This is a genomic window from Pedobacter sp. ASV1-7 (assembly GCF_040203335.1).
In the GTDB taxonomy this organism is placed as follows: domain Bacteria; phylum Bacteroidota; class Bacteroidia; order Sphingobacteriales; family Sphingobacteriaceae; genus Pedobacter.
Genome location: NZ_JBEHBV010000003.1, coordinates 411,742 through 431,683 on the forward strand (window position 1 = coordinate 411,742; position 19,942 = coordinate 431,683).

General features: G+C 37.1%; 20 protein-coding genes. 6 read left to right on the forward strand and 14 right to left on the reverse strand.

What is annotated here, in order from left to right:
• Positions 1-98: 98 nt before the first annotated feature.
• From ilvA to ABDJ41_RS09670, 3 genes are all read left to right on the forward strand, one after another.
• Positions 99-1,346 carry a threonine ammonia-lyase IlvA gene (ilvA, locus tag ABDJ41_RS09660; protein WP_349785765.1) on the forward strand — a complete coding sequence of 416 codons (1,248 nt, stop codon included), beginning with the start codon at positions 99-101 and terminating at the stop codon, positions 1,344-1,346.
• Between the two features lie 9 nt (positions 1,347-1,355).
• Positions 1,356-2,333 carry a glycosyltransferase gene (locus tag ABDJ41_RS09665; RefSeq protein ID WP_349785766.1) on the forward strand — a complete coding sequence of 326 codons (978 nt, stop codon included), beginning with the start codon at positions 1,356-1,358 and terminating at the stop codon, positions 2,331-2,333.
• Between the two features lie 77 nt (positions 2,334-2,410).
• Positions 2,411-2,821 (forward strand): hypothetical protein, encoded by a 411-nt coding sequence (locus ABDJ41_RS09670; RefSeq protein WP_349785767.1) that lies wholly within the window; start codon positions 2,411-2,413, stop codon positions 2,819-2,821.
• Positions 2,822-2,871: 50 nt separating this feature from the next.
• Here ABDJ41_RS09670 and ABDJ41_RS09675 read toward each other — a convergent pair whose 3' ends face one another.
• Positions 2,872-3,744 carry a pirin family protein gene (locus tag ABDJ41_RS09675; protein WP_349785768.1) on the reverse strand — a complete coding sequence of 291 codons (873 nt, stop codon included), beginning with the start codon at positions 3,742-3,744 and terminating at the stop codon, positions 2,872-2,874.
• A gap of 140 nt (positions 3,745-3,884) precedes the next feature.
• Between ABDJ41_RS09675 and ABDJ41_RS09680 the strand changes: the two genes are divergently transcribed.
• Positions 3,885-4,304 (forward strand): hypothetical protein, encoded by a 420-nt coding sequence (locus tag ABDJ41_RS09680; RefSeq protein ID WP_349785769.1) that lies wholly within the window; start codon positions 3,885-3,887, stop codon positions 4,302-4,304.
• Between the two features lie 9 nt (positions 4,305-4,313).
• On the opposite strand, the gene ABDJ41_RS09685 is transcribed toward ABDJ41_RS09680, so the two are convergent.
• From ABDJ41_RS09685 to hemA, 13 genes are all read right to left on the reverse strand, one after another.
• Positions 4,314-4,622 carry a GNAT family N-acetyltransferase gene (locus ABDJ41_RS09685; RefSeq protein ID WP_349785770.1) on the reverse strand — a complete coding sequence of 103 codons (309 nt, stop codon included), beginning with the start codon at positions 4,620-4,622 and terminating at the stop codon, positions 4,314-4,316.
• Positions 4,623-4,690: 68 nt separating this feature from the next.
• Entirely contained in the window at positions 4,691-7,258 is a 2,568-nt protein-coding gene (locus ABDJ41_RS09690) for a DUF5686 and carboxypeptidase-like regulatory domain-containing protein (RefSeq protein WP_349785771.1), read from the reverse strand.
• A 159-nt stretch (positions 7,259-7,417) separates the two neighbouring features.
• The gene (locus tag ABDJ41_RS09695) at positions 7,418-8,410 is read right to left on the reverse strand and encodes an ABC transporter ATP-binding protein (protein ID WP_349785772.1); all 993 of its coding nucleotides are present in this window, start codon (positions 8,408-8,410) and stop codon (positions 7,418-7,420) included.
• A gap of 28 nt (positions 8,411-8,438) precedes the next feature.
• Positions 8,439-9,182: an outer membrane beta-barrel protein gene (locus ABDJ41_RS09700; protein ID WP_349785773.1), complete on the reverse strand. Its 744-nt coding sequence runs from the start codon at positions 9,180-9,182 to the stop codon at positions 8,439-8,441.
• Positions 9,183-9,254: 72 nt separating this feature from the next.
• Entirely contained in the window at positions 9,255-9,803 is a 549-nt protein-coding gene (locus ABDJ41_RS09705) for a CopD family protein (protein ID WP_349785774.1), read from the reverse strand.
• Positions 9,804-9,807: 4 nt separating this feature from the next.
• A complete protein-coding gene (gene hemE, locus ABDJ41_RS09710) occupies positions 9,808-10,833 on the reverse strand; it encodes a uroporphyrinogen decarboxylase (RefSeq protein WP_349785775.1) in 1,026 nt (341 codons plus the stop codon).
• A gap of 23 nt (positions 10,834-10,856) precedes the next feature.
• Positions 10,857-11,372 carry a tetratricopeptide repeat protein gene (locus tag ABDJ41_RS09715; RefSeq protein ID WP_349785776.1) on the reverse strand — a complete coding sequence of 172 codons (516 nt, stop codon included), beginning with the start codon at positions 11,370-11,372 and terminating at the stop codon, positions 10,857-10,859.
• The gene (locus tag ABDJ41_RS09720) at positions 11,372-12,076 is read right to left on the reverse strand and encodes a response regulator transcription factor (protein ID WP_015809248.1); all 705 of its coding nucleotides are present in this window, start codon (positions 12,074-12,076) and stop codon (positions 11,372-11,374) included. The genes ABDJ41_RS09715 and ABDJ41_RS09720 overlap by 1 nt, the downstream gene beginning before the upstream one ends.
• Before the next feature lie 2 nt (positions 12,077-12,078).
• Entirely contained in the window at positions 12,079-12,945 is an 867-nt protein-coding gene (locus ABDJ41_RS09725; protein WP_349785777.1) for a sensor histidine kinase, read from the reverse strand.
• Between the two features lie 36 nt (positions 12,946-12,981).
• Positions 12,982-14,355 carry a glutamate-1-semialdehyde 2,1-aminomutase gene (gene hemL / locus ABDJ41_RS09730; protein WP_349785778.1) on the reverse strand — a complete coding sequence of 458 codons (1,374 nt, stop codon included), beginning with the start codon at positions 14,353-14,355 and terminating at the stop codon, positions 12,982-12,984.
• Between the two features lie 48 nt (positions 14,356-14,403).
• Positions 14,404-15,372 (reverse strand): porphobilinogen synthase, encoded by a 969-nt coding sequence (gene hemB / locus ABDJ41_RS09735; RefSeq protein WP_349785779.1) that lies wholly within the window; start codon positions 15,370-15,372, stop codon positions 14,404-14,406.
• Positions 15,373-15,381: 9 nt separating this feature from the next.
• Positions 15,382-16,962 (reverse strand): hydroxymethylbilane synthase, encoded by a 1,581-nt coding sequence (gene hemC / locus ABDJ41_RS09740; protein WP_349785780.1) that lies wholly within the window; start codon positions 16,960-16,962, stop codon positions 15,382-15,384.
• A gap of 25 nt (positions 16,963-16,987) precedes the next feature.
• Positions 16,988-18,214, reverse strand: a complete 1,227-nt coding sequence (gene hemA / locus ABDJ41_RS09745) for a glutamyl-tRNA reductase (protein ID WP_349785781.1) — start codon at positions 18,212-18,214, stop codon at positions 16,988-16,990.
• A gap of 173 nt (positions 18,215-18,387) precedes the next feature.
• Here hemA and ABDJ41_RS09750 point away from each other — a divergent pair, with 173 nt between their 5' ends.
• Positions 18,388-19,206 (forward strand): alpha/beta hydrolase, encoded by an 819-nt coding sequence (locus ABDJ41_RS09750; RefSeq protein WP_349785782.1) that lies wholly within the window; start codon positions 18,388-18,390, stop codon positions 19,204-19,206.
• A 103-nt stretch (positions 19,207-19,309) separates the two neighbouring features.
• A complete protein-coding gene (locus tag ABDJ41_RS09755) occupies positions 19,310-19,831 on the forward strand; it encodes a DinB family protein (protein ID WP_349785783.1) in 522 nt (173 codons plus the stop codon).
• Positions 19,832-19,942: the final 111 nt, after the last annotated feature.

Consider the following 19,942-nt stretch of genomic DNA (forward strand, 5'->3'; position numbering starts at 1 on the left):
AAGGTATACAAATAAAGAGGTTATCAGAAAGGTATGCTCGTTGTGCAATTTATACGCTTCGTCCACCTTTCAGATAACCTTTTATATTTTTCATAAAAATGACTGACTTTAATCATAAATTAGACTTCAAAGCTGCTGCTCAGCGCTTGGCACAGGTTGTAAAGCACACCCCACTTATTTACAACGCAAAATTATCTGAAGCTTACGATTGCGAAATTTACCTGAAACGTGAAGATTTACAGGTAGTACGCTCTTACAAACTACGCGGAGCTTATAATATGATTAGTCGCTTAAGTCAAGAAGAACTAAGCAGAGGAATTGTATGTGCCAGTGCTGGTAACCATGCTCAGGGTGTTGCTTTTTCTTGTAATAAACTGGGTACAAAAGGTGTGATATTTATGCCTGAGATAACGCCTAAGCAAAAGGTAAAACAAACAGAGATGTTTGGCAATGGCAGTGTAGAACTCGTTTTAGTTGGTGATACTTTTGATGATTGTCTAAAGGAAGCATTGGCTTACACGCAGGAACACAATATGACCTTTATCCCTCCTTTTGATAACTATAGCATCATTGAAGGCCAGGGTACAGTTGGTGTAGAAATTCTGGATGATCTGCCTGATGTTGAAGTAGTGATTATGCCTATTGGTGGTGGCGGTCTTTCGGCTGGTGTTGGTCAATATTTAAAAACTGAAAAGCCTGGAATTTTACTCGCAGGTGTTGAACCTGAAGGTGCTCCATCAATGTTAAAAGCATTTGAACATGGTGGGCCGATAACATTGCCAGAAATCAATCGCTTTGTTGATGGAGCTTCTGTAAAATGTGTTGGAAAGCTTACCTACGAGATCTGTACGAAAGTACTAGATGATATATTGCTGGTGGCCGAGGGGAAAGTATGTACAACGATCTTAAAGCTATATAATGAAGATGCAATTGTGGTTGAACCTGCCGGTGCTTTATCTGTTGCTGTACTTGATGCTTACCGCGATAAAATAAAGGGCAAAAAGGTAGTTTGTGTCATCAGTGGCGGTAACAATGACATTGAGCGTATGCAGGAGATCAAGGAGAAATCTTTATTATACGAAGGATTAAAACATTATTTTATTGTTCGTTTCCCACAAAGACCAGGTGCGTTAAAGCTATTTGTAAACAATGTATTAGGTCCGCATGATGACATTACTCGTTTTGAGTTCATTAAAAAAACGAATAAAGAAAATGGCCCGGCATTGGTAGGTATTGAATTGGCTAACCGTGCTGATTATGATTCATTGGTAAAAAGAATGAAAGAGTTTAAGTTTGAAATTATTGAACTGAACAACGATCAGACTTTATTTGAATATTTAGTCTGATATAGTCTTATGAAGATCTTAATTGTAAGCGATAGCCAAATCCCGGCAACAAAATATGGTGGCACTGAAAGAGTGATTTGGTGGCTTGGTAAAGAGCTGAGCAGATTAGGACATCAAATTACCTATCTGGTAGCAGCAGGTTCAAGTTGTCCTTTTGCCAGGGTTTTGATTTATGACCCTAATGCAGACCTGAACAAACAAGTGCCCGATGATATAGATGTCGTTCATTTTAATCACCAGGTGCATGGTTTTAACAAGAAGCCATACATAATAAGTGTGCACGGAAATCCAGGTTATGGTGAGCAACTCGATAAAAACTCTGTATTTGTTTCTGGTAACCATGCTAGTCGCCATGGTGCGGTGGCCTTTGTACATCATGGTCTTGATCCGGATGATTATCCGAAACCCGACTTCTCTCAAAAGCGCCTACACATGCACTTCCTTGCAAAAGCTGCCTGGCGAGTAAAAAATGTAAAAGCTGCAATTAACATGGCTAGCCAGAGCAATAATAAGCTGGTAGTTTTAGGTGGTAGTCGTCTAAACTTAAAAATGGGCTTCCGTTTTACACCTAACTTAAATGTCCGATTTAAAGGAATGGTAAATAATGAGCAGAAAGCTGCTGTTATGATGCAGTCTAAGGCCCTCCTATTTCCTGTTCTATGGCATGAACCTTTTGGAGTTGCCATTATAGAAAGTCTTTATTATGGCTGCCCGGTTTTTGCCACACCTTATGGCTCATTACCCGAATTGGTTAGTCCGGAAGTAGGATTACTGAGCAGCGACAAAAGTTTGCTTATAGAAGGACTTCGAGAGGTAAACCAATTTAACAATCGCTTTTGCCATGACTATGTAATGGATAATTTTAGTCTGCAAAAAATGGCGAACAATTATCTGGAGCTTTATGAAAAGGTGTTAAATATAGAGGAAATACACTCTACCCAACCTACACTACAAAGTATTACGGATAAATACTTACCTTTAAGGTAGTAATTGAGAAGTCGAATAAAAATTAAGCATATTTTTTGTGGCAATAAATTTGCTATAGAAATGCAAACACACAACACATGAAAAAACTTATATTATTATTGTTATGCACGGCCACGCTAGGTCTGGTATCGTGTAAGAAGGATAACTATGTGCCTCAAATATATCCCAGAACTATCCTATATGACATTCCAACTAGCGCCTGGAAAACTACTGATGATGGATACACTTATTCTACTACTATAAATGTACCTGAAAATGATGAAAACTTCAATCAATCGGGGGGAGTGATTGCATCGTTATCTTTTGATCCACAAAGAAAAGTTTATGATGCACTACCAAACGTTGTACAAGGCATATCTTACAATTTCACTTCTGAACCAGGATATGTAGTTATATTTATTGAAGACGCGCTTGGAGCTAAAATCAACCCACCTGTAGGAACAATCAGAGCGAAAATCGTATTGGTTGATTCAGAGATAATTGACTAAACACATTAAATTAAAAAGGCTAGGAATTATATGATTCCTAGCCTTTTTTTTTAATCTTCCAACACACCAAATTTACCTTGGTTAAAATCTGCAATCGCCTGATTGATTTCTTCTTCGGTATTCATTACAAATGGTCCGTAGCTTACAATTGGTTCATTTAATGGTTCACCACTCAAAATCAACACGACACTTTTTTGGTTTGCTTTAATATGGATTTCTTCCCCTTCATTTGCAAACAAAACAAAATTGTGTTCTCCAGCGATTTCTCCGTTTACTTCTATACTACCATTTACTACCAATAAAGCAGTGTTGTGACCAGCTTGGATTGAAGTAGTTACTTCTGCACCTTCATTTAGTTTAAGGTCGAACAAATTTACAGGACTATAAGTCTCTGCCGGACCTGCAATACCATTGAAGTTACCAGCAATTACATTAACGACTCCTCCATTTTCAGGTAGTTCAAATTTACCCATTCCAGCAGCTGTTAACTCCTGATAATGTGGTGTTGTCGATTTATCCTTTTTTGGAAGATTAACCCAAAGTTGTACCATTTCAAATGGACCTCCTTTTTTAGAGAATTCTTGCTCATGATACTCTTTATGAAGTATACCACTACCAGCAGTCATCCATTGTACATCACCCGATTTAATAATTCCATGGCTACCAGTGCTGTCATGGTGTGCAACACTTCCTTTATAAGCAATGGTTACAGTTTCAAAACCTTTATGAGGATGCACTCCTACCCCTCTTAAATGGTCTGACGGGCCAAAATCATATTCAGGATTAAAGTCCAATAGTAAAAACGGACTTATCCTCTCCTGAGGGATACCTGCTCCTGGTATTAAATTAAATACCCTGAAACCATCACCAACCATATGAGGTCGGCCAGAATTTGTCACGATTTTTTCAATTAACTTTTTCATAATATATTCTTTCTTTTTAATGGAACGATACAAATATACCAAGGTTAACAGTGTTAACAATTGATCTAGGATAAGAAGTATTTTCTTAATTTGTAGCATTTTAACCTTTCTATCCGTCTTCATTAAAAACCCAACCAAATATGAAAATAGTAGTACTTGCAATCTTAATGGCCGGCACCTTGCTTTCCTGTAAAAAAAAGACATCAGAATCAGAATGCGGGAATATGATTTGTACTGAACAGTTTGTCTCCTTATATATAAAATTTGTAGATAACAAAGGTCTTGGTACGGAAGTCAAAGACTTTACCGTAGTTAACCAAAGAACAGGAGATAAAAAATATCCTACAATAACCGGATATCTTACTGTAGAAAGAGGGACTTATATATTTGCAGATGATGGAAATACTAAAAGCCTCTCTGAAGAAGGTGATGATTTAAAAATAACTGCAACATCAGTAGCAACCAACCAGACTAAATCTGTCGTAATCAATGTTAAGGGTGGCAAATGTGCTTGTCATATTAGTAAAGTCTCAGGGCCTGATCAACTAGCTTTCGATTAATATCGAAGGCTAAAAAGGTTTAGCGCTTTCATCCAATATCCTTTCCCATTCAGGATATCGCTTCAGATATGCTGCAACGAAAGGACATAATGGAATCAGTTTATATCCCTTATCTTCTATATAAGTTAAGGTTTTCTCTATTATAGCAGTTGCAGCACCTCTTCCTTTCAATTCCTCAGGTGCTTCGGTATGGATTAGCCATATCTTCTTGCCATGCTCTTTAAAGTCAATAAAAGCAGTATAACCATCAACTATTAATTCAAAACGCATATCTACCTGATTTTTCACCAATGGTAGCTTAAGATACTCTTCATTCATAGCAGTTCAATTAGCATAAAAATTATACACTAATTTACCTGAATAAATTGATAGTATTACCTGGAATATTAAAAATCAAACTTCACCCTTGCGCGAATACCCCAACTCGAAACATTAGGATTTTCAAGGTAGCTGAAACGCTTAACAGCGTCTACCCTAAGCACTTTAAAAATATTTCCTACGCCAACGCTTCCTTCCATATATGGACCTTTGTCTAAGGCATAAGTAATAGGCTGTCCGTCGTCATTACGTACAAATTGCATGGCATCAAGGTTCTTATCAGGATTGTTCTCATTTCTTAAACCTCCATACAACGCTTTAAATGACATCACTTCCCTAAGCTTTAAATGTTGTAATAAAGGGATTTTATTAAAGAAGAATCCATTAAAATTCTGATCGATATTGATACTAGCGTAATGATCACTTACAAACTCAAGAAAGTTCATCAGATTATAGGACTGCAGCTGATAAGCATAAGTCTGGTTCGCACGATGAATAGACAATAATGGGAAAGGTATTTTTCCGACATTGTAACCACCTTCAACAGTTACATCGGTGTACCCCAGTTGCGATAAATAAAAACGTTTATCTACACTACCCATAAAATTATGGTAATTATACTCACCTCCTAAAACTCCTTTCAATCCAGCGGTATAACGCAGATTAAATATTGGGTATTTGTCCACCAAAGGAGTGCGATAAATTTTACCCTGGTAAAACTTCTCATTCGGAGCATACCTCAGATTCACACTAATCTCTGATGTATTGATCTGATTTGTTCTTGAGAAAAGAGTTTGTGCAGAATTGTTAAAGTATAAAGATCCACCCGGAGTTTGACTCCATTTGCGTAAACCTACACTATAAGAGAAGTGATTCTCATACTCACGTACATAATCAAACCTGTAAAAATCATTATACAATAACATATCATTCTCACCCCTTTTAAAGGACAAAAGGAAATTATCTTCCTGAACAAATTGTAATTCCTGTCCTGGAATCTTAGTATCACGCTGAAAACTTGCACGCAAATAGTTCTGAGGAAAAGAATAAATAGATTTATTGTTTAAAGAATAAGTACCACTTAAAAAGTACTTCCACTTCTGGTCGTCAAAACCATATGCAGCATACGTTTCAAAATAATACCTTTTACTAAGTTTTGTTGTAGTCCTTCCTCCCAGCCTTGCACGAAATCCTTCAACACTGTTAAAACTATAAAAAGTGTTTACAGGTCCCATCTCAAAAGGGCCGAAATCTTTATAACCAGCAACAAATAAAGTAACAATGTCCATAGTTCTTTTAAAAGAAGGTATGGTCTGCAAAGTATCTAAATTATGATAGATTTTAGTGCTGCTTGCATTAACTGACTCAGGTCGGATACTTGCCCAGTATTGTTCATTTTTTTGAGTAGCATCTGGAACTATCACTAATGCTTCTGCACCTTTGTAAACATTTTCTGATGGAGGTTGATTAACTGTATAATCCTTAAAAGTTACCGTACGTTCACCAGTAAATCCGGTTCCACCTTTTTTAAGGATTCCAAAATCAACAATCAGATTACTTTTGCTCAGGTGATAGCGTTTATCAGGATTCTGTTCAAACTCAAGCTTAGCTTCAAGACCTCGGACAAAGTTAAGATTGATATGCTTGTTTACAGTCAGATATGCATTCTGTACAGCATAATTACCGTCCATCGTAACATATAGTTTCCCCTCAAACAACATATCCATTTTGTTTCTCGGCGTAAAAGATAATTCGATTAACTGCGGCTGATGAGTTCTTATTGTATCTGTAATAAAAAACTTATAAAATCCAGGGGCACCATCTGCTATAGGACTTAATAAAAGATTACTCACTACAGAGATGTTATTATCATAAATATCAATATCCTGATACATCCTGTCGAAATAAGAAGTCAATCCCTTATTATCAATAAAACGTTCATCAAAGTTTACCTGCTTATCAGCAACTACCACCGTTTTCATTTTCTCAGGATGTTTACGATAGTAATTTTCAGAAAGCTTTTCCTGTTGGAATACAGGCAAAAGATTTTTGCCACCAATCTTGGTAGAATCCTGTTCCTCAAAAAGAAACTGATAATTACGGAATACTTTTTTGTTTTTAAACTTATCTGAAAGATTGCTCATAGAAAACAACATCCTTTCATACTTTTTGTATTCCACGTAATCATAGCTTTCCATCCGGTTTTTCGGCTTATTAGCAATTACTTTACGAATTAACTCTACAGCAGGATTATCTTTATTACGGTATGGTGCTTTTTTACTTCCCTTGATGACCACTTCATTCATCTGCATCGCTTCATTTTGAAGCTGAACATTAACTACTTGCGTAATTCCTGCTTTTACAGTCTTAACTTGAGTTTTGTAACCTATATAGCTAAACTGAAGTTGGGTATACTTACCTTCAATGGTAATGTTATAACGTCCATCAACATCGGTTCGGCCACCTTTACTAGTTCCTACAATCATAAAGGAAGCATAAGGTATAGTTTCTTTAGTAACAGCATCTGTTACCACTCCCTTTACTGCTGTTTGTTGCGCGAAAGTAGGCAATGCTGTTAAAGTAAGGAGAAATATAAAAATATATCTAAATATAGAATATGGATGCGGTTGATACATCTGTTGCTTTGCTTTAATTATTTGCTTAAAACTTATTAAGCACTGCAAAGTTAATACTCAACTTCTGAATATTTAAGTAATAAAGTCAGGAAAAAGCAGATAAGTATGTGTTATGACACGAATATGAAAAAAGAATTTTACTGATTGATTTTTATGTAGTTATAATGACAGAAAGCGGGTAATGTTTGCCTGCACATGATCATTCTTTTTATGCTCCCCACGGTTTAACTGAATGGCTCTGATCATCACACCATTCCTCTCCAGCAATAGTTCTTCATAAAAACCTTTGTAGTAGACATCCTTGACTTCAAAGCGTCTGCTATTCCATGAACTTTTCAGTTCCACCCATTCCGGATAAAAAACAGCAGTTCCGCTTTTTATATCTAAACCTAGTTTCTCTGCATCAGTTGTATTGACCGTTACCGCATTACCCAAAAGCTGGGCGGTATAAATATCATCAGGATGATTGTATACGTGGGCTGGTGCTCCAGATTGCAATAGCTTACCGTCCTTTAAAATCAGCAATTCATCTGCCAGGAACAATCCATCTGCAGGATCGTGAGATACCATAATGACGGTAACACCAGTTTCAGCCGCAATTCTTTTAATATCAGCACGTAACTGGTTTTTTAATAAAGCATCAACCTGGCTAAAGGGCTCATCAAGCAATAATACAGTTGTATCACTCACCATTGCTTTAGCGATGGCTACACGCTGCTGCTCCCCCCCGCTTAGCTGAGTGATCTTCTTATCCTTAAGATGCTCAATGCGCAAATGCCGCATGATTTCAAACGTCTTTTCCTGCTTAACCTGAACATTAGTATTGGAAAGCATAGATGCGATGTTATCATACACCTTAGCATAGATATTCAGGGAAAAGTCCTGCGTAACCATCTTCATTTCCTTGTGACCAGGAATCAATTGCTCATCTGGCCCTGGAATACGCTTACCATTAAAAGAAACTATTCCTTCATCAACCTTAAGCAAGCCATAGATACACTTGAGTAGGGTAGATTTACCACTCCCACTTTCACCAAGGATGGCAACTACATTACCCTTTTTAATGTCAAAGCTAATGTTACTAACTCCTGATGCTTGTTCTGCCTGATGTTGTTTTGTTAAGTTCTTTACAGATATGATAGGTTCTTCCACATTGGCAAAGATAGAAGAAAATGGGATTTTAATTTAATCCAAAGGTTATACCGAACGACATGTTTTTTAAACCTGCCTGCGGAGCACTATCAAACATATCATTGAAATAATATTTACTGAAAAGGCCAATCCAGCCATAACCTAATCGCACTGAACCACCCAGGCGGACAGGCTCGAAGTTATAGTCATCTCTAAATTTCTGTTTGCCATTTTCCTCGCTTTTCTGTTTCACTTTTCCGTTGATCAGAAAACTTACTTCAGGACTTACAACGAAATAAAAGCGCTTGCCATTGGCATTCTCATTGGTTCTAAACTGAAATCCTAAAGGTACATGAACATAAAAGCTGGAAAACCTGTTTTTAGAAAATTCAATACCAGATGCTGGATCGTAATCCAATACATCAGTATTTCTCTTTATGGTAATATTCTTTTTTAAACGGAGCATTGTCCAGTCTAACCCTGCAGCAAGATATATCTTAAAGTTAGAATTGACCCTATATCCATAGTCCAACACATCAAAAGAAACTGTGCTTGATTTAAACTCTTTGTAATCCAGAAAATCATTGGTTGGAGATAGTGTGAAACTACCATTGTCTACCAAACGAGTAAAGCCAATATCGAAACGTGTAAAGGTAATTCCTCCTACTAAATACCCTTTATGATTGGCATTAGTCTCGCTTGCTTTAACACTATCCTGTTGAGCAAATGCATTAAATGAAGTTACTATTGCCAATACTCCAGTTAACAGGGCTGTTAAACAATTACACCTCATTGTCTTTTAATTTAAATACCAGATGAAACGCTGTTCATAATGTCAGGTTTACATTATAAAGATAAATTATTTTTAGCAATCGTGCTTCTTTCTATAGTGTTTATACCACTTTACAGCCATCATAATTACTACAGCAAAAATGATAAGCCCAACAAGCCCATAAACCCAATCAACCGCACTTTTTAAAATAACAGTAAAAACAATAGCAACCAGCAAAATGGTAGCTACCTCATTCCACAGCCTTAGCTTAAATGAACTAAGTTTGCATGTGCCCATTTTCAGCTGATTCATGATACGTTGACAAATAAAATGATAAGCCAAAAGCCCCAATACAAACCCTAGCTTTACATGAAACCAAGGCAATTGTAAGAGCCATGGCCTGATGCAAACCATCGATACACCTGCAAGCACAGTTAATGCCATTGCAGGTGTAGTGATAATATACCAGAGCTTGCGCTCCATTTTTTCGTATTCCTTTTGTAAGATATTTCGTTCAATCTCAGGCCTGTCATTGGCCTCAGTATGATAAATAAACAAACGTACACTATAAAACAGTCCTGCCATCCAGCTTACCACAAAGATAATATGAACAGAAAGGACGTATAAATAGTATTGATCCATTGAACTAGTATCTGAATTCCTTAATAGTTTCTATTGCGTATTTTACGTTATCAAAAGGAATGTCAGGCATAATACCATGCCCAAGATTACAGATAAAGCCATTCTGACCACGCATACGTTCAAATAAACGAAGAATCTCTTTCTTGATTACTGATTTATCAGCATATAAAATATGAGGATCTAAGTTACCTTGTACTGCCATTCCTGCAGGAAGGATATTTTTAATGTTTAAAAGATCCGCATTCCAGTCTACCGAAACTACATCCGGTTTAGCTTCTGCCATCATTGGTGCAAACACAGAACTTCCCTTACAAAACGAAATTACAGGAACATTTTTTCTATTCAATCCTGCAATAATCTCCTGAATATAGCGGTGAGAGAATTCCTGATAGTCGTTCCATGATAAAGCCAGTGCCCAGCTATCAAATAGCTGTACAGCATTTACGCCAGCAGCAATCTGCAGATTTAGATAATCAACAGTAACCTTTGCTATTTTAGCCAGTAATTTATGAGCAATTTCCGGATGATTATGAATTAACAACTTGGTTAATTTAAAATCTTTTGATGAACCACCTTCTACCAGGTAACTCATAACTGTAAATGGAGCACCAGCAAAACCGATTAGTGGAATACTTCCATTTAAGCGCTGCTGTATCACTTTAATTGCATCAGCAACGTATTGTAACCTATCCAAAACATCAACCTCAAGGGCATCAACATCCTGCATAGTACGCACCGGATTGGCAAACTTCGGACCAACACCTTGAGTAAAACTAAGGTCACCGCCCATTGCCTCACCTGTTACCAGAATATCTGAAAACAGGATAGCCGCATCAATGCCTAACAAATCAACAGGCAGCATCGTTACATCAGCAGCAATTTCAGGCGTTTTGCACATCTCCAGAAAGGAATATTTGTTTTTAATTTCCCAATACTCTGGCATAAAACGACCTGCCTGACGCATCATCCATACCGGTGGACGTTCTGTTTGCTTTGAAAATGCCGCATCTAAAAATAACGTGTTCTTCACTTCTTAATTTCTCCTCTATTCTTTTATAAACTGTTTACTTCTTTTTCTATTTTAATAATTATTTCCTGTGCTTTGGGTGTTACTGCCAGCTCTTTTGCTTTTTCAAGATAAGCATTGCTACGTACCTTATCTTTCTTTCTTAATGCCAGATTGGCTAGATGAATCATCACAAAAGCTTTATCATTCTTTCCGCCTAAGGGAAATCGGCTAGCTATTTGAAAATGGAATTCAGCAGCAGCATAATCTTCCTTTTTTAAAGCGATGTTAGCCCGCATAAACTCATAATACCCACGTCTGTTTTTTGCTAGTCTGTCTGCATTAGGCACCTCATTCAATAGCTCTTCAGCTCTTTCATGATCACCATTTTTAAAGTATTTAGAAGCTAGCAATACCGAGCTATGTCTGATATGGCTCCATAAAATAAAGCCAAACAAAAAGCCGGCAAATGATGCCAGCTGGTATTGTGCATAAAAAAGACATACCAACGCTGCAACAGTAAAAACTGCCATCAGGGCATACCTGCCTTTTGAATTATACATTAATGAATATCTGTGAATTTATAACCAACACCTCTGATGGAATGAAAATATACAGGGTTTTTCTGATCTGGTTCAAAGTACTTGCGGAAAGTCAGGATAAAGTTATCTATCGTTCTTGTAGAAGGATATACATCATAATTCCATACTGTTTCCAGAATCTGCTCACGTGAAACTGCTTCATTCTTACGTTCAATAAGTAATTTCAGCAACATGGTTTCTTTTTTAGTCAGCGGCACAATAACACCATCATCTTGCTTCAATTCAAATGAATTGAAGTAGATAGTTTTGTCACCAATTTTATAAGAATTGATTTCTTTTAAGTCGTCAGCCTTCATGCTACGTTTAACCAGGATACCAACCCTTAAGATCAGTTCTTCAAGGTTAAATGGTTTTACAAGGTAATCGTCAGCACCTTTTTTAAGCCCCATAACCCTGTCTTCACTTGTATTTTTCGCAGTTAAGAAAAGGATAGGTACTTCAGTATTCTCTAACCTGATGGTTTCACATACCTGGAATCCATCCATCTCAGGAAGCATTACATCCAGAATAATCAGATTAAAACGTTCTTCTTTAAAAACTTTCAAGGCTGTTTTACCGTCTTTTACAGCATGTACTTTATAGCCTTCAAGCTCAAGATTTAATTTAATGGCATCTAATAAATGGTCTTCATCTTCAACCAGCAGTATTCTTAATTTCTGTTGCATAATCAACTAAATGTTATTTCAAAAATAGCACCTTGCGGTACGTTATCTCTAACGCTGATATCAGCGTCGTGGCTTTGTAATACTTCCTTAACAATAAACAGGCCCAATCCTGTTCCTTTTGATTTTCTGACATTCTCATCACCAACTCTGTAGAATTTATCGAAAATAAGCATCTTTTCCGCATCAGGAATACCCGGCCCTTTGTCAGACACCCTCAAGAATGCGTGACCATCTTTCTCTGTCAGTTCAACTGCTACATCTGCACAAGGCCCTGAATATTTCACCGCATTTTCGACCAGATTAGTCACTACAGATGAAAGTGCAAACTGATCACCCATCACCTTTATTCCTGGCTTGATTACCGGGGTAATCAATTGTTCACAACCACATGAATGTACCTGTAGTCTGTCTGTTATTTTTGTTACCAGTTCAGAAAAGTCAAATTCCTCCTTTGGGAATGAATAAGAGCGGTTTTCTATCTTTGTAGCTAATAGCATATTCTCTACAAGATCATCCAGACGCTCAATATCTTTCAAAGAATTACTTAATAATGAGGTCTGTCTGGCCTTATCCAGATCACGTTTTACAATTGTCTGAATAGACAACTTTATAGCTGCCAAAGGAGATTTTAATTCGTGTGTAACCGACAATAAGAAGTTCTGTTGCTGCTCACGAAGGCGTACTTCTTTTTTAATAGACTGATGCAAAAAATAGGCACCGATACAAAGTAAAAATAAAAAGACTGACCCTTCTCCCATAACCATTGCCATTCTGGCAGGTTCCAGCCTTACTACCAGAGTTCCCCAAGAGATCAATTGTACTAAAGCATAAAGGAGCATGAAATAAAATATAACTATCGACTTCTTCAAGGTTATCAGTATTTTACTTTATAAATATACCATTAATTACTTGTTCCTGAAAACAACATCCAGGCTGTCAAATATGGCTCTTTTTGCCTTTTCAAGTTCAATTTTTGTATGTGCAGCAGATACGAAACCAACCTCATATCCTGATGGCCCCAAGTAAATCCCCCTGTTAAGCAACTCACGGTGCATTACTTTGAATTTCTCCATACTATTGTGATCAATGTCATCTGCAGTCTGAATCTTATCCTTATCAGTAAAGGCAATCCAAAAGATAGAACCTACATAGAACACTTTAACTTTATAATTTCTTGCAGTCGCAAAGCGCTGAATACTTTCTGCGAACTCACTGGTCTTATTGTTCAAATCCTTATAGAAGCCTGAACGCAGTAACTCTGTCAGCTGAGCTATACCAGCAGCCATTGCTACAGGATTACCAGACAGTGTTCCAGCCTGATAAACACCTCCATCAGGAGAAATATGTGACATAATTTCTGCTGATGCACCATACATTCCAACAGGTAATCCACCACCTATAATTTTACCATAAGTAACAATATCAGGCGTAATGCCATAATGTCCGGCAGCTCCTTCGAAACCTAATCTGAATCCTGTAATTACTTCATCAAAGATCAATAGAGCTTTATTCTCTTTACAGATGGATTGTAAATACTCAATATATTCAGCATCTTGCATCAACAAACCATTATTTGCCGGGATACCTTCAATAATTACTGCTGCTACCTGATCCTTAAATTGCTCGAAAGCCTGTTTTAAAGCTGCCCTATCATTTAACGGAATTACAATAGTTTCCTGCGCAAATGCTTTAGGAACACCTGCCGATGAAGTTTCACCAAATGTAACCAGTCCAGAGCCTGCTTTTACCAGTAATGAGTCACTGTGACCATGGTAACAGCCTTCAAATTTTATGATTTTATCTTTATTGGTATAACCACGTGCCAGTCTTATAGCAGACATGACTGCCTCTGTTCCAGAACTTGTAAAACGGATTTTTTCAACGAATTTATTATTCTTAATGATCAGCTCTGCTAATTCATTTTCCAATGCTGTTGGCGCACCGAAACTCATGCCATTTTGCATCACTTCGGTAACCTTCTCTCTTACTTTCGCATTGTTATGCCCTAAAATAAGCGGTCCCCAGCTAGCACAAAAATCTATAAATTGGTTACCATCAGCATCCCATACAAAACAGCCATCTCCTTTTTGAATAAAAAGAGGAGTACCGTAAACAGACTTAAAAGCCCTAACCGGAGAGTTTACTCCACCTGGGAAATAGTTTTTAGCCTTTTCGTATAATTCTGCCGACTTTTCCCTGGAAATATCCGGCTTACTTCCTGTATTTACAGGTACATCACCTTCATTTCCCGAAAACATTTTTTTTAAAGATCCTAACATATGCTTATTTCAATTCTGTACGTGCTGTTCTAACAACAAACATGTCTACTACATCCAGTTTTTCTCAACAATATCCCTTATATGATATGTGGTAATGATACTTGCTCCTGCACGTGCAAAAGCATGCATCGTTTCCATTACGACTTTCTGCTCATCAATCCAACCCTTTTGTGCAGCTGCCTTTACCATTGAATATTCTCCTGATACATTATAACAGGCAATGGGCAAGTCGGTATGCTGTTTTAAGTTATGCATAATGTCAAGATAAGCCAAAGCAGGCTTTACCATTAACACATCTGCTCCTTCACTTTCATCCAGTAACGCTTCTCTCAATGCTTCATTACCATTTCTAAAATCCATTTGGTAAGCTTTCCTGTCTCCTTTGCTAGGTGCACAGTCCGCCGCTTCTCTGAAAGGTCCATAATAAGCTGATGCAAATTTGGTAGCGTGAGACATAATTGCCGCATTAACATATCCAGCTCCATCCAGTACACTTCTCATCACAGCTACACGTCCATCCATCATATCAGATGGGGCTAACATATCTGCTCCGGCATGCACGTGTGTAAGTGCCATTTTTGCAATAACTTCTACGGTCTCATCATTCTGCACATAATCATCTTTCAATATACCGCAGTGTCCGTGTGTTGTATATGAACATACGCAAACATCAGTTACAATATAAAGGTCATCACCAAAATTCTTTTTCAATAAACGTACAGCAGAAGGAACCAGAGAATGATCGTGATATGCAGAAGCTGCATCTTCACTTTTCTCATCACCAACACCAAAAAGCATAATTTTGTTTACACCAAGTTCCAACCCTTTCTCTACATCCCTGACCAATGTGTCCTCAGAAAAATGACTGATGCCAGGCATCGCTTCAAGTGGATGAACCACATCTTTTCCAGGTACCACAAAGTATGGATACACAAACATGTCTTTAGATAACCTTGTTTCGGCTACCATCTCTCTCACAATTGGATTCTTCCTTAATCTACGCGGACGGTGTAACATATCTTCTTTTTATTTTATTTCAATCCCAAAAACAGCCTCGGCAAGACTTATTTCATCTGGAGCATAGGGCAATATATATTTCACTCCCATTTCATCAAATACTTTAGCTGTAGAATTACCAATTGCGATAACCTGTTGTCCAGGTTCCAGCAGGTTATCCACAAAATAAGCTTCAACATTTGATGGGCTTGTAAAAATCAGCACCTCTGCTTCAGTCCGATCAACATCTTCTTCAATAACTGTTTCATAAATCGGCAGATCAACTACTTTTGTCTCCGGTTTCAATGCTTTTTGAATACTCAATAATGAATCTTGTGCTCTTGGGAACAACACTGTTTTTCCAACAACCGCTTCTGCAAACAAGTTTGCCACTTCATCAATATCTCCACCTTCACCAACATAGTCAGCTAAATGGCCTAATTTCCTTAATGAATCTTCAGAGCCTTTACCAGCAACGCCAAACTTTACATTTTTGGTCAGCGTAGGTTTCAGTTTAAAGAAATATTCAACACTGTTCCTGCTGCTAAAAAATATCCAATCTACATGTTTCAAATAAAATGGATCAAGTACAGTTACAATTGGGAAAGTACGGATCAACGATCTCGCATCAATTTCTATATGATGTTTTTCAAGTGCCTTTCTAAAGTAATTATGCTCGCTAACTTCTCTGGAAATAAACACTCTGGAAGGAAACTTTCTATCCGGGCTGAACTTAGAAACAATTTTCTCAGCCAATCCCTCCAAACTATCTACACGATAAAATAATCGATCAGGAAAATCCTCATTTGTTTCAGCTTTTGAAGTCCAAACTTCATACTTCCCGTCTTCTTTTTTACAATAACAGCCTAAAGGCATATGGCAGCCACCCTCAAAAAGATTAAGCACTTTACGTTCTACACCAATTTCATCCGCTGTTTCCTGATGATGAATCTTTTGCAACGCTTCAAATAATTCTGAGTCGTTTTCCCTGATCTGTATAGCTAATGCTCCTTGAGCTGGTGCCGGTACCACATCAGTTGTGTCAATTACCTCCACATGAAATTCAGAAAGATCAATATTCAGACGGTTAACTCCAGCTTTAGCAATTACAATCGCATCGTAATCTTCATCCCTTAGCTTTTGTATACGAGTTGGTACATTCCCTCTTAAATCTTCAATATTTAAGTCGGGACGGATTGCAAGTAATTGAGCCTTACGTCGATTAGACGAGGTTCCTACCATTGCTCCATTTTTAAGAGAAAGTTTATGAGAAACACTTACACAATCCTTAAGTATCAATAATAATTCCGCTGGATCTTCGCGTTCAGTTACAGCTGCGATTGTTAAACCAGTAGGATGAATCGTTGGCAAATCTTTATGCGAGTGAACGGCTATATCAATTGTACCACCTAAAAGTTCTTCTTCAAGCTCTTTAGTAAAGAAACCTTTACCTTCCAACTTATCAAGCCTAAGGTTTAAAATCTTATCACCCTGGGTTTTGATAATTTTTAATTCAGCTTCAACACCTATAGCTGATAATTTATCTTTAATGAAATTGGCTTGCCATAAAGCCAGGTCGCTACCTCTTGTACCTATAATAAGTCTTTTCACGTTGATTGCTAATTTTTTGGCAAATCTAGCTATTCTTTACCAATATCTCCTTAGCCATAACCATTGGAACGCTGATGTATTTCTTTTCCATATAGTTCATCACTTTTTCCAATATCAATCTAGAGTTCTCATCCAGACTATTGATCTCATCGGCAAAGACTCCATTGATAGCAGTATGCTTGATTTCCTTAATTTTCTCTGGAACGCAGCTCATAGCTATTTCAATTTTGCGCTGACGTAATACTGATTCAAAATCTTTGATATTTTCTTCGATGATGTGCTCTGCATTCACCAGCTCATCATAGCGTTCCTGAATATTTTTACGAGCTGTCTCCTTTAACGATTCAACTTCGATGTAGTGTATTGGGAAATTTTTAACCACTTCAACTGCGGTATCATTGGGAATAGCTAAATCAACGATAACTTTTTTACCAGTCTCGCCATTCAACAATTTTCTATAAACCTCCTCAGTAATAATTGGCTCTGTTGCACCTGTACAGGTAATAATAACATCAAATCCCTGATTGAAGTTTTCCAATTCTGAAAGAGGATAAGCTGTACCATTAAGATCTTTAGCAAGCAATTCTGCATTTTCTAACGTCCTGTTGAAAACAGAGAAATTAGAATACTTGTGTTTTTTAAGGTATTGTGCTATGTTTTTATTGGTTTCTCCGGCACCTATAATTAATAGCCTGGAGTTTGCACACATTTTAAGATCACGCAATTTGCGATAAGCCAATGATACAACTGATACAGGGTTTTTAGAAATATTGGTATGAGTATAAACCTCTTTTGCTGTTTTCACAACCCGGTTCATAATCATCCGCATATAGTCTCCGGTAAAGCCGGAAATACGGCAGGCTTCATAAGCTTTACGGATTTGAGCCAGAATTTCCTTCTCTCCAACAACAAGACTTTCCAGTGAACATGAAGTACGAAGCAAATGATTAAAAGCATCTATTTGCTCATACGCAGATACATTTTCTATAAACTGCTCCATGTATTGCTGAGGCAATCCCATATCAAGCACAGTTAAAAAACGAAGAATAAAATCTTTATCTAAATTACCCGCAGCAGTGAATACGAATTCCACCCTATTACACGTTCCTACATAGAATATCTCTTTTACACCTAACTCGGATTGGATGTTCCTCAACCTGTCGTCTAATGTTTGCTCACATATCACCAACTTACCTAAAGACTTTAGATCAATTTGTTTATGCGTAAAAGCAATGATTTTTAAATATTCCAAAATTGTATTACCCTGTTTATTTTTAGCGTAACAAAAGTAATAACACAAGGCTATACCACTGTCATTATGCTGTAATTAAGAGCTATTTAGAAAGATTTTAAATAAAAATCTGCATCTAAACATCTGCAATTATATTTTGTTATACTTGTTAAACACCATATACGTAGGCAGATATGATTAAAACAGACACTTTTATATTGCATGGTGCAGAAGAAAAACCAATATTTGGGGATTGTACCTATGATGATAAACTCACAAATTCAGGCACTATAATTTTCGTTCATGGCTTTAAAGGGTTTAAAGATTGGGGAGCTCATCACTTAACGGCTGCTTTTTTTGCTTCATCAGGTTACAGATTTATAAAATTTAATCTTTCACATAGTGGAGTAACTAAAAACAACATGAATGATGTAACTGACCTTGAAGCTTTTGCATCAAACACCATTAGTTTTGAATTAACAGATGTGGAAACAGTGGTAACTTATGTCTATGAAACGTTTCCCTCAATACCAATTATTCTGATTGGTCATAGTCGTGGAGCTGGGCTTGCAATTATTCAGGCAGCAAAAGATAAACGTATCAGCAAACTAATTACCTGGTCTGCTATTTCTGATTTCTCCAGTTTGTGGAAAGAAGAGCAGGAAGAAAACTGGATTAAAACCGGAAAAATTTTTGTTGAAAATGCACGAACTAAAGAGAAAATGCCGCTAAACAGCACCTTACTTAAAGATTACAAAGAACATAAGGAGGCCTTTGACATTAAAAAAGCTTCCAAAAATATCAGTATCCCATGGTTAATCCTCCATGGAGACGACGATATTAATGTTGCTTTCAGTGTTGCTCAAGAATTGGCACAGCAACAATTAAGTGCAAAAATACAGAAGATTGAAGGAGCTAATCACGTTTATGGAGCTTCACACCCATATACATCTGCAGAATTACCGGATCAGTTAAAAGAAGTCGTTGAAAAAACTCTGAAATTTATTTCATGATTAAATAATTTGTAACTCAAAATCAGACTGCCATAGGGTTGTCAGTAGCACTGTTTTTATTTGTATCAGCAAACAAAATTGTTGAACATTTAAAATTTTAGTCATGACAACTCAAAACACTAACACCATTGCAACTGAAACCACTTATTTCGCTTCGGCAGAAGATATTTTAAATCAATGGATGGGACACCGCCGTCTTACCCGTCGCGTAATTGAAGCTTTTCCTAATGATAAATTATTTGATTATAGTATAGGAGGAATGCGTCCTTTTGCAGACATGATCAAAGAAATCATTGATATTTCTGGTCCGGGTATAAGAGGAATTGCAACCGACAACTGGGAAAATACTGGCGGATTTAACGAACATAAAGTTGAAGAAGCATATCGTTCAAAAGAGGCATTGCTTAAATTATTTGATCAGGGAACTGACGAGATCAACACCTACTGGCCACAAATTACACAAGAGCGTTTTCAGGAAAACACTGTAGTTTTTGGTCAGTATGAGGGACAAGTTTTTTCTTCTATCCTATATTTTATCGACAATGAAATTCACCACCGCGCACAAGGAACCGTATATCTTCGCAGTTTAGGCGTGGAACCTCCTGCATTTTGGAACAGAGACTAAATATCTTTACCTGAAACTTTACGATTATTCAATTTTTATCCGGTATTCCCTAACATCTTGTAACCATTGATTTCCCTTTCTTATTAAATTAATAAAAATATAATTTTATAG

Bases quoted from the DNA above. Each gene is read 5' to 3' on its own strand.
- ilvA (WP_349785765.1), top strand. From the start codon at position 99: ATGACTGACTTTAATCATAAATTAGACTTCAAAGCTGCTGCTCAGCGC.
- ABDJ41_RS09665 (WP_349785766.1), top strand. From the start codon at position 1,356: ATGAAGATCTTAATTGTAAGCGATAGCCAAATCCCGGCAACAAAATAT.
- ABDJ41_RS09670 (WP_349785767.1), top strand. From the start codon at position 2,411: ATGAAAAAACTTATATTATTATTGTTATGCACGGCCACGCTAGGTCTG.
- ABDJ41_RS09675 (WP_349785768.1), bottom strand. From the start codon at position 3,744: ATGAAAAAGTTAATTGAAAAAATCGTGACAAATTCTGGCCGACCTCAT.
- ABDJ41_RS09680 (WP_349785769.1), top strand. From the start codon at position 3,885: ATGAAAATAGTAGTACTTGCAATCTTAATGGCCGGCACCTTGCTTTCC.
- ABDJ41_RS09685 (WP_349785770.1), bottom strand. From the start codon at position 4,622: ATGAATGAAGAGTATCTTAAGCTACCATTGGTGAAAAATCAGGTAGAT.
- ABDJ41_RS09690 (WP_349785771.1), bottom strand. From the start codon at position 7,258: ATGTATCAACCGCATCCATATTCTATATTTAGATATATTTTTATATTT.
- ABDJ41_RS09700 (WP_349785773.1), bottom strand. From the start codon at position 9,182: ATGAGGTGTAATTGTTTAACAGCCCTGTTAACTGGAGTATTGGCAATA.
- ABDJ41_RS09705 (WP_349785774.1), bottom strand. From the start codon at position 9,803: ATGGATCAATACTATTTATACGTCCTTTCTGTTCATATTATCTTTGTG.
- ABDJ41_RS09715 (WP_349785776.1), bottom strand. From the start codon at position 11,372: ATGTATAATTCAAAAGGCAGGTATGCCCTGATGGCAGTTTTTACTGTT.
- ABDJ41_RS09720 (WP_015809248.1), bottom strand. From the start codon at position 12,076: ATGCAACAGAAATTAAGAATACTGCTGGTTGAAGATGAAGACCATTTA.
- hemL (WP_349785778.1), bottom strand. From the start codon at position 14,355: ATGTTAGGATCTTTAAAAAAAATGTTTTCGGGAAATGAAGGTGATGTA.
- hemB (WP_349785779.1), bottom strand. From the start codon at position 15,372: ATGTTACACCGTCCGCGTAGATTAAGGAAGAATCCAATTGTGAGAGAG.
- ABDJ41_RS09750 (WP_349785782.1), top strand. From the start codon at position 18,388: ATGATTAAAACAGACACTTTTATATTGCATGGTGCAGAAGAAAAACCA.
- ABDJ41_RS09755 (WP_349785783.1), top strand. From the start codon at position 19,310: ATGACAACTCAAAACACTAACACCATTGCAACTGAAACCACTTATTTC.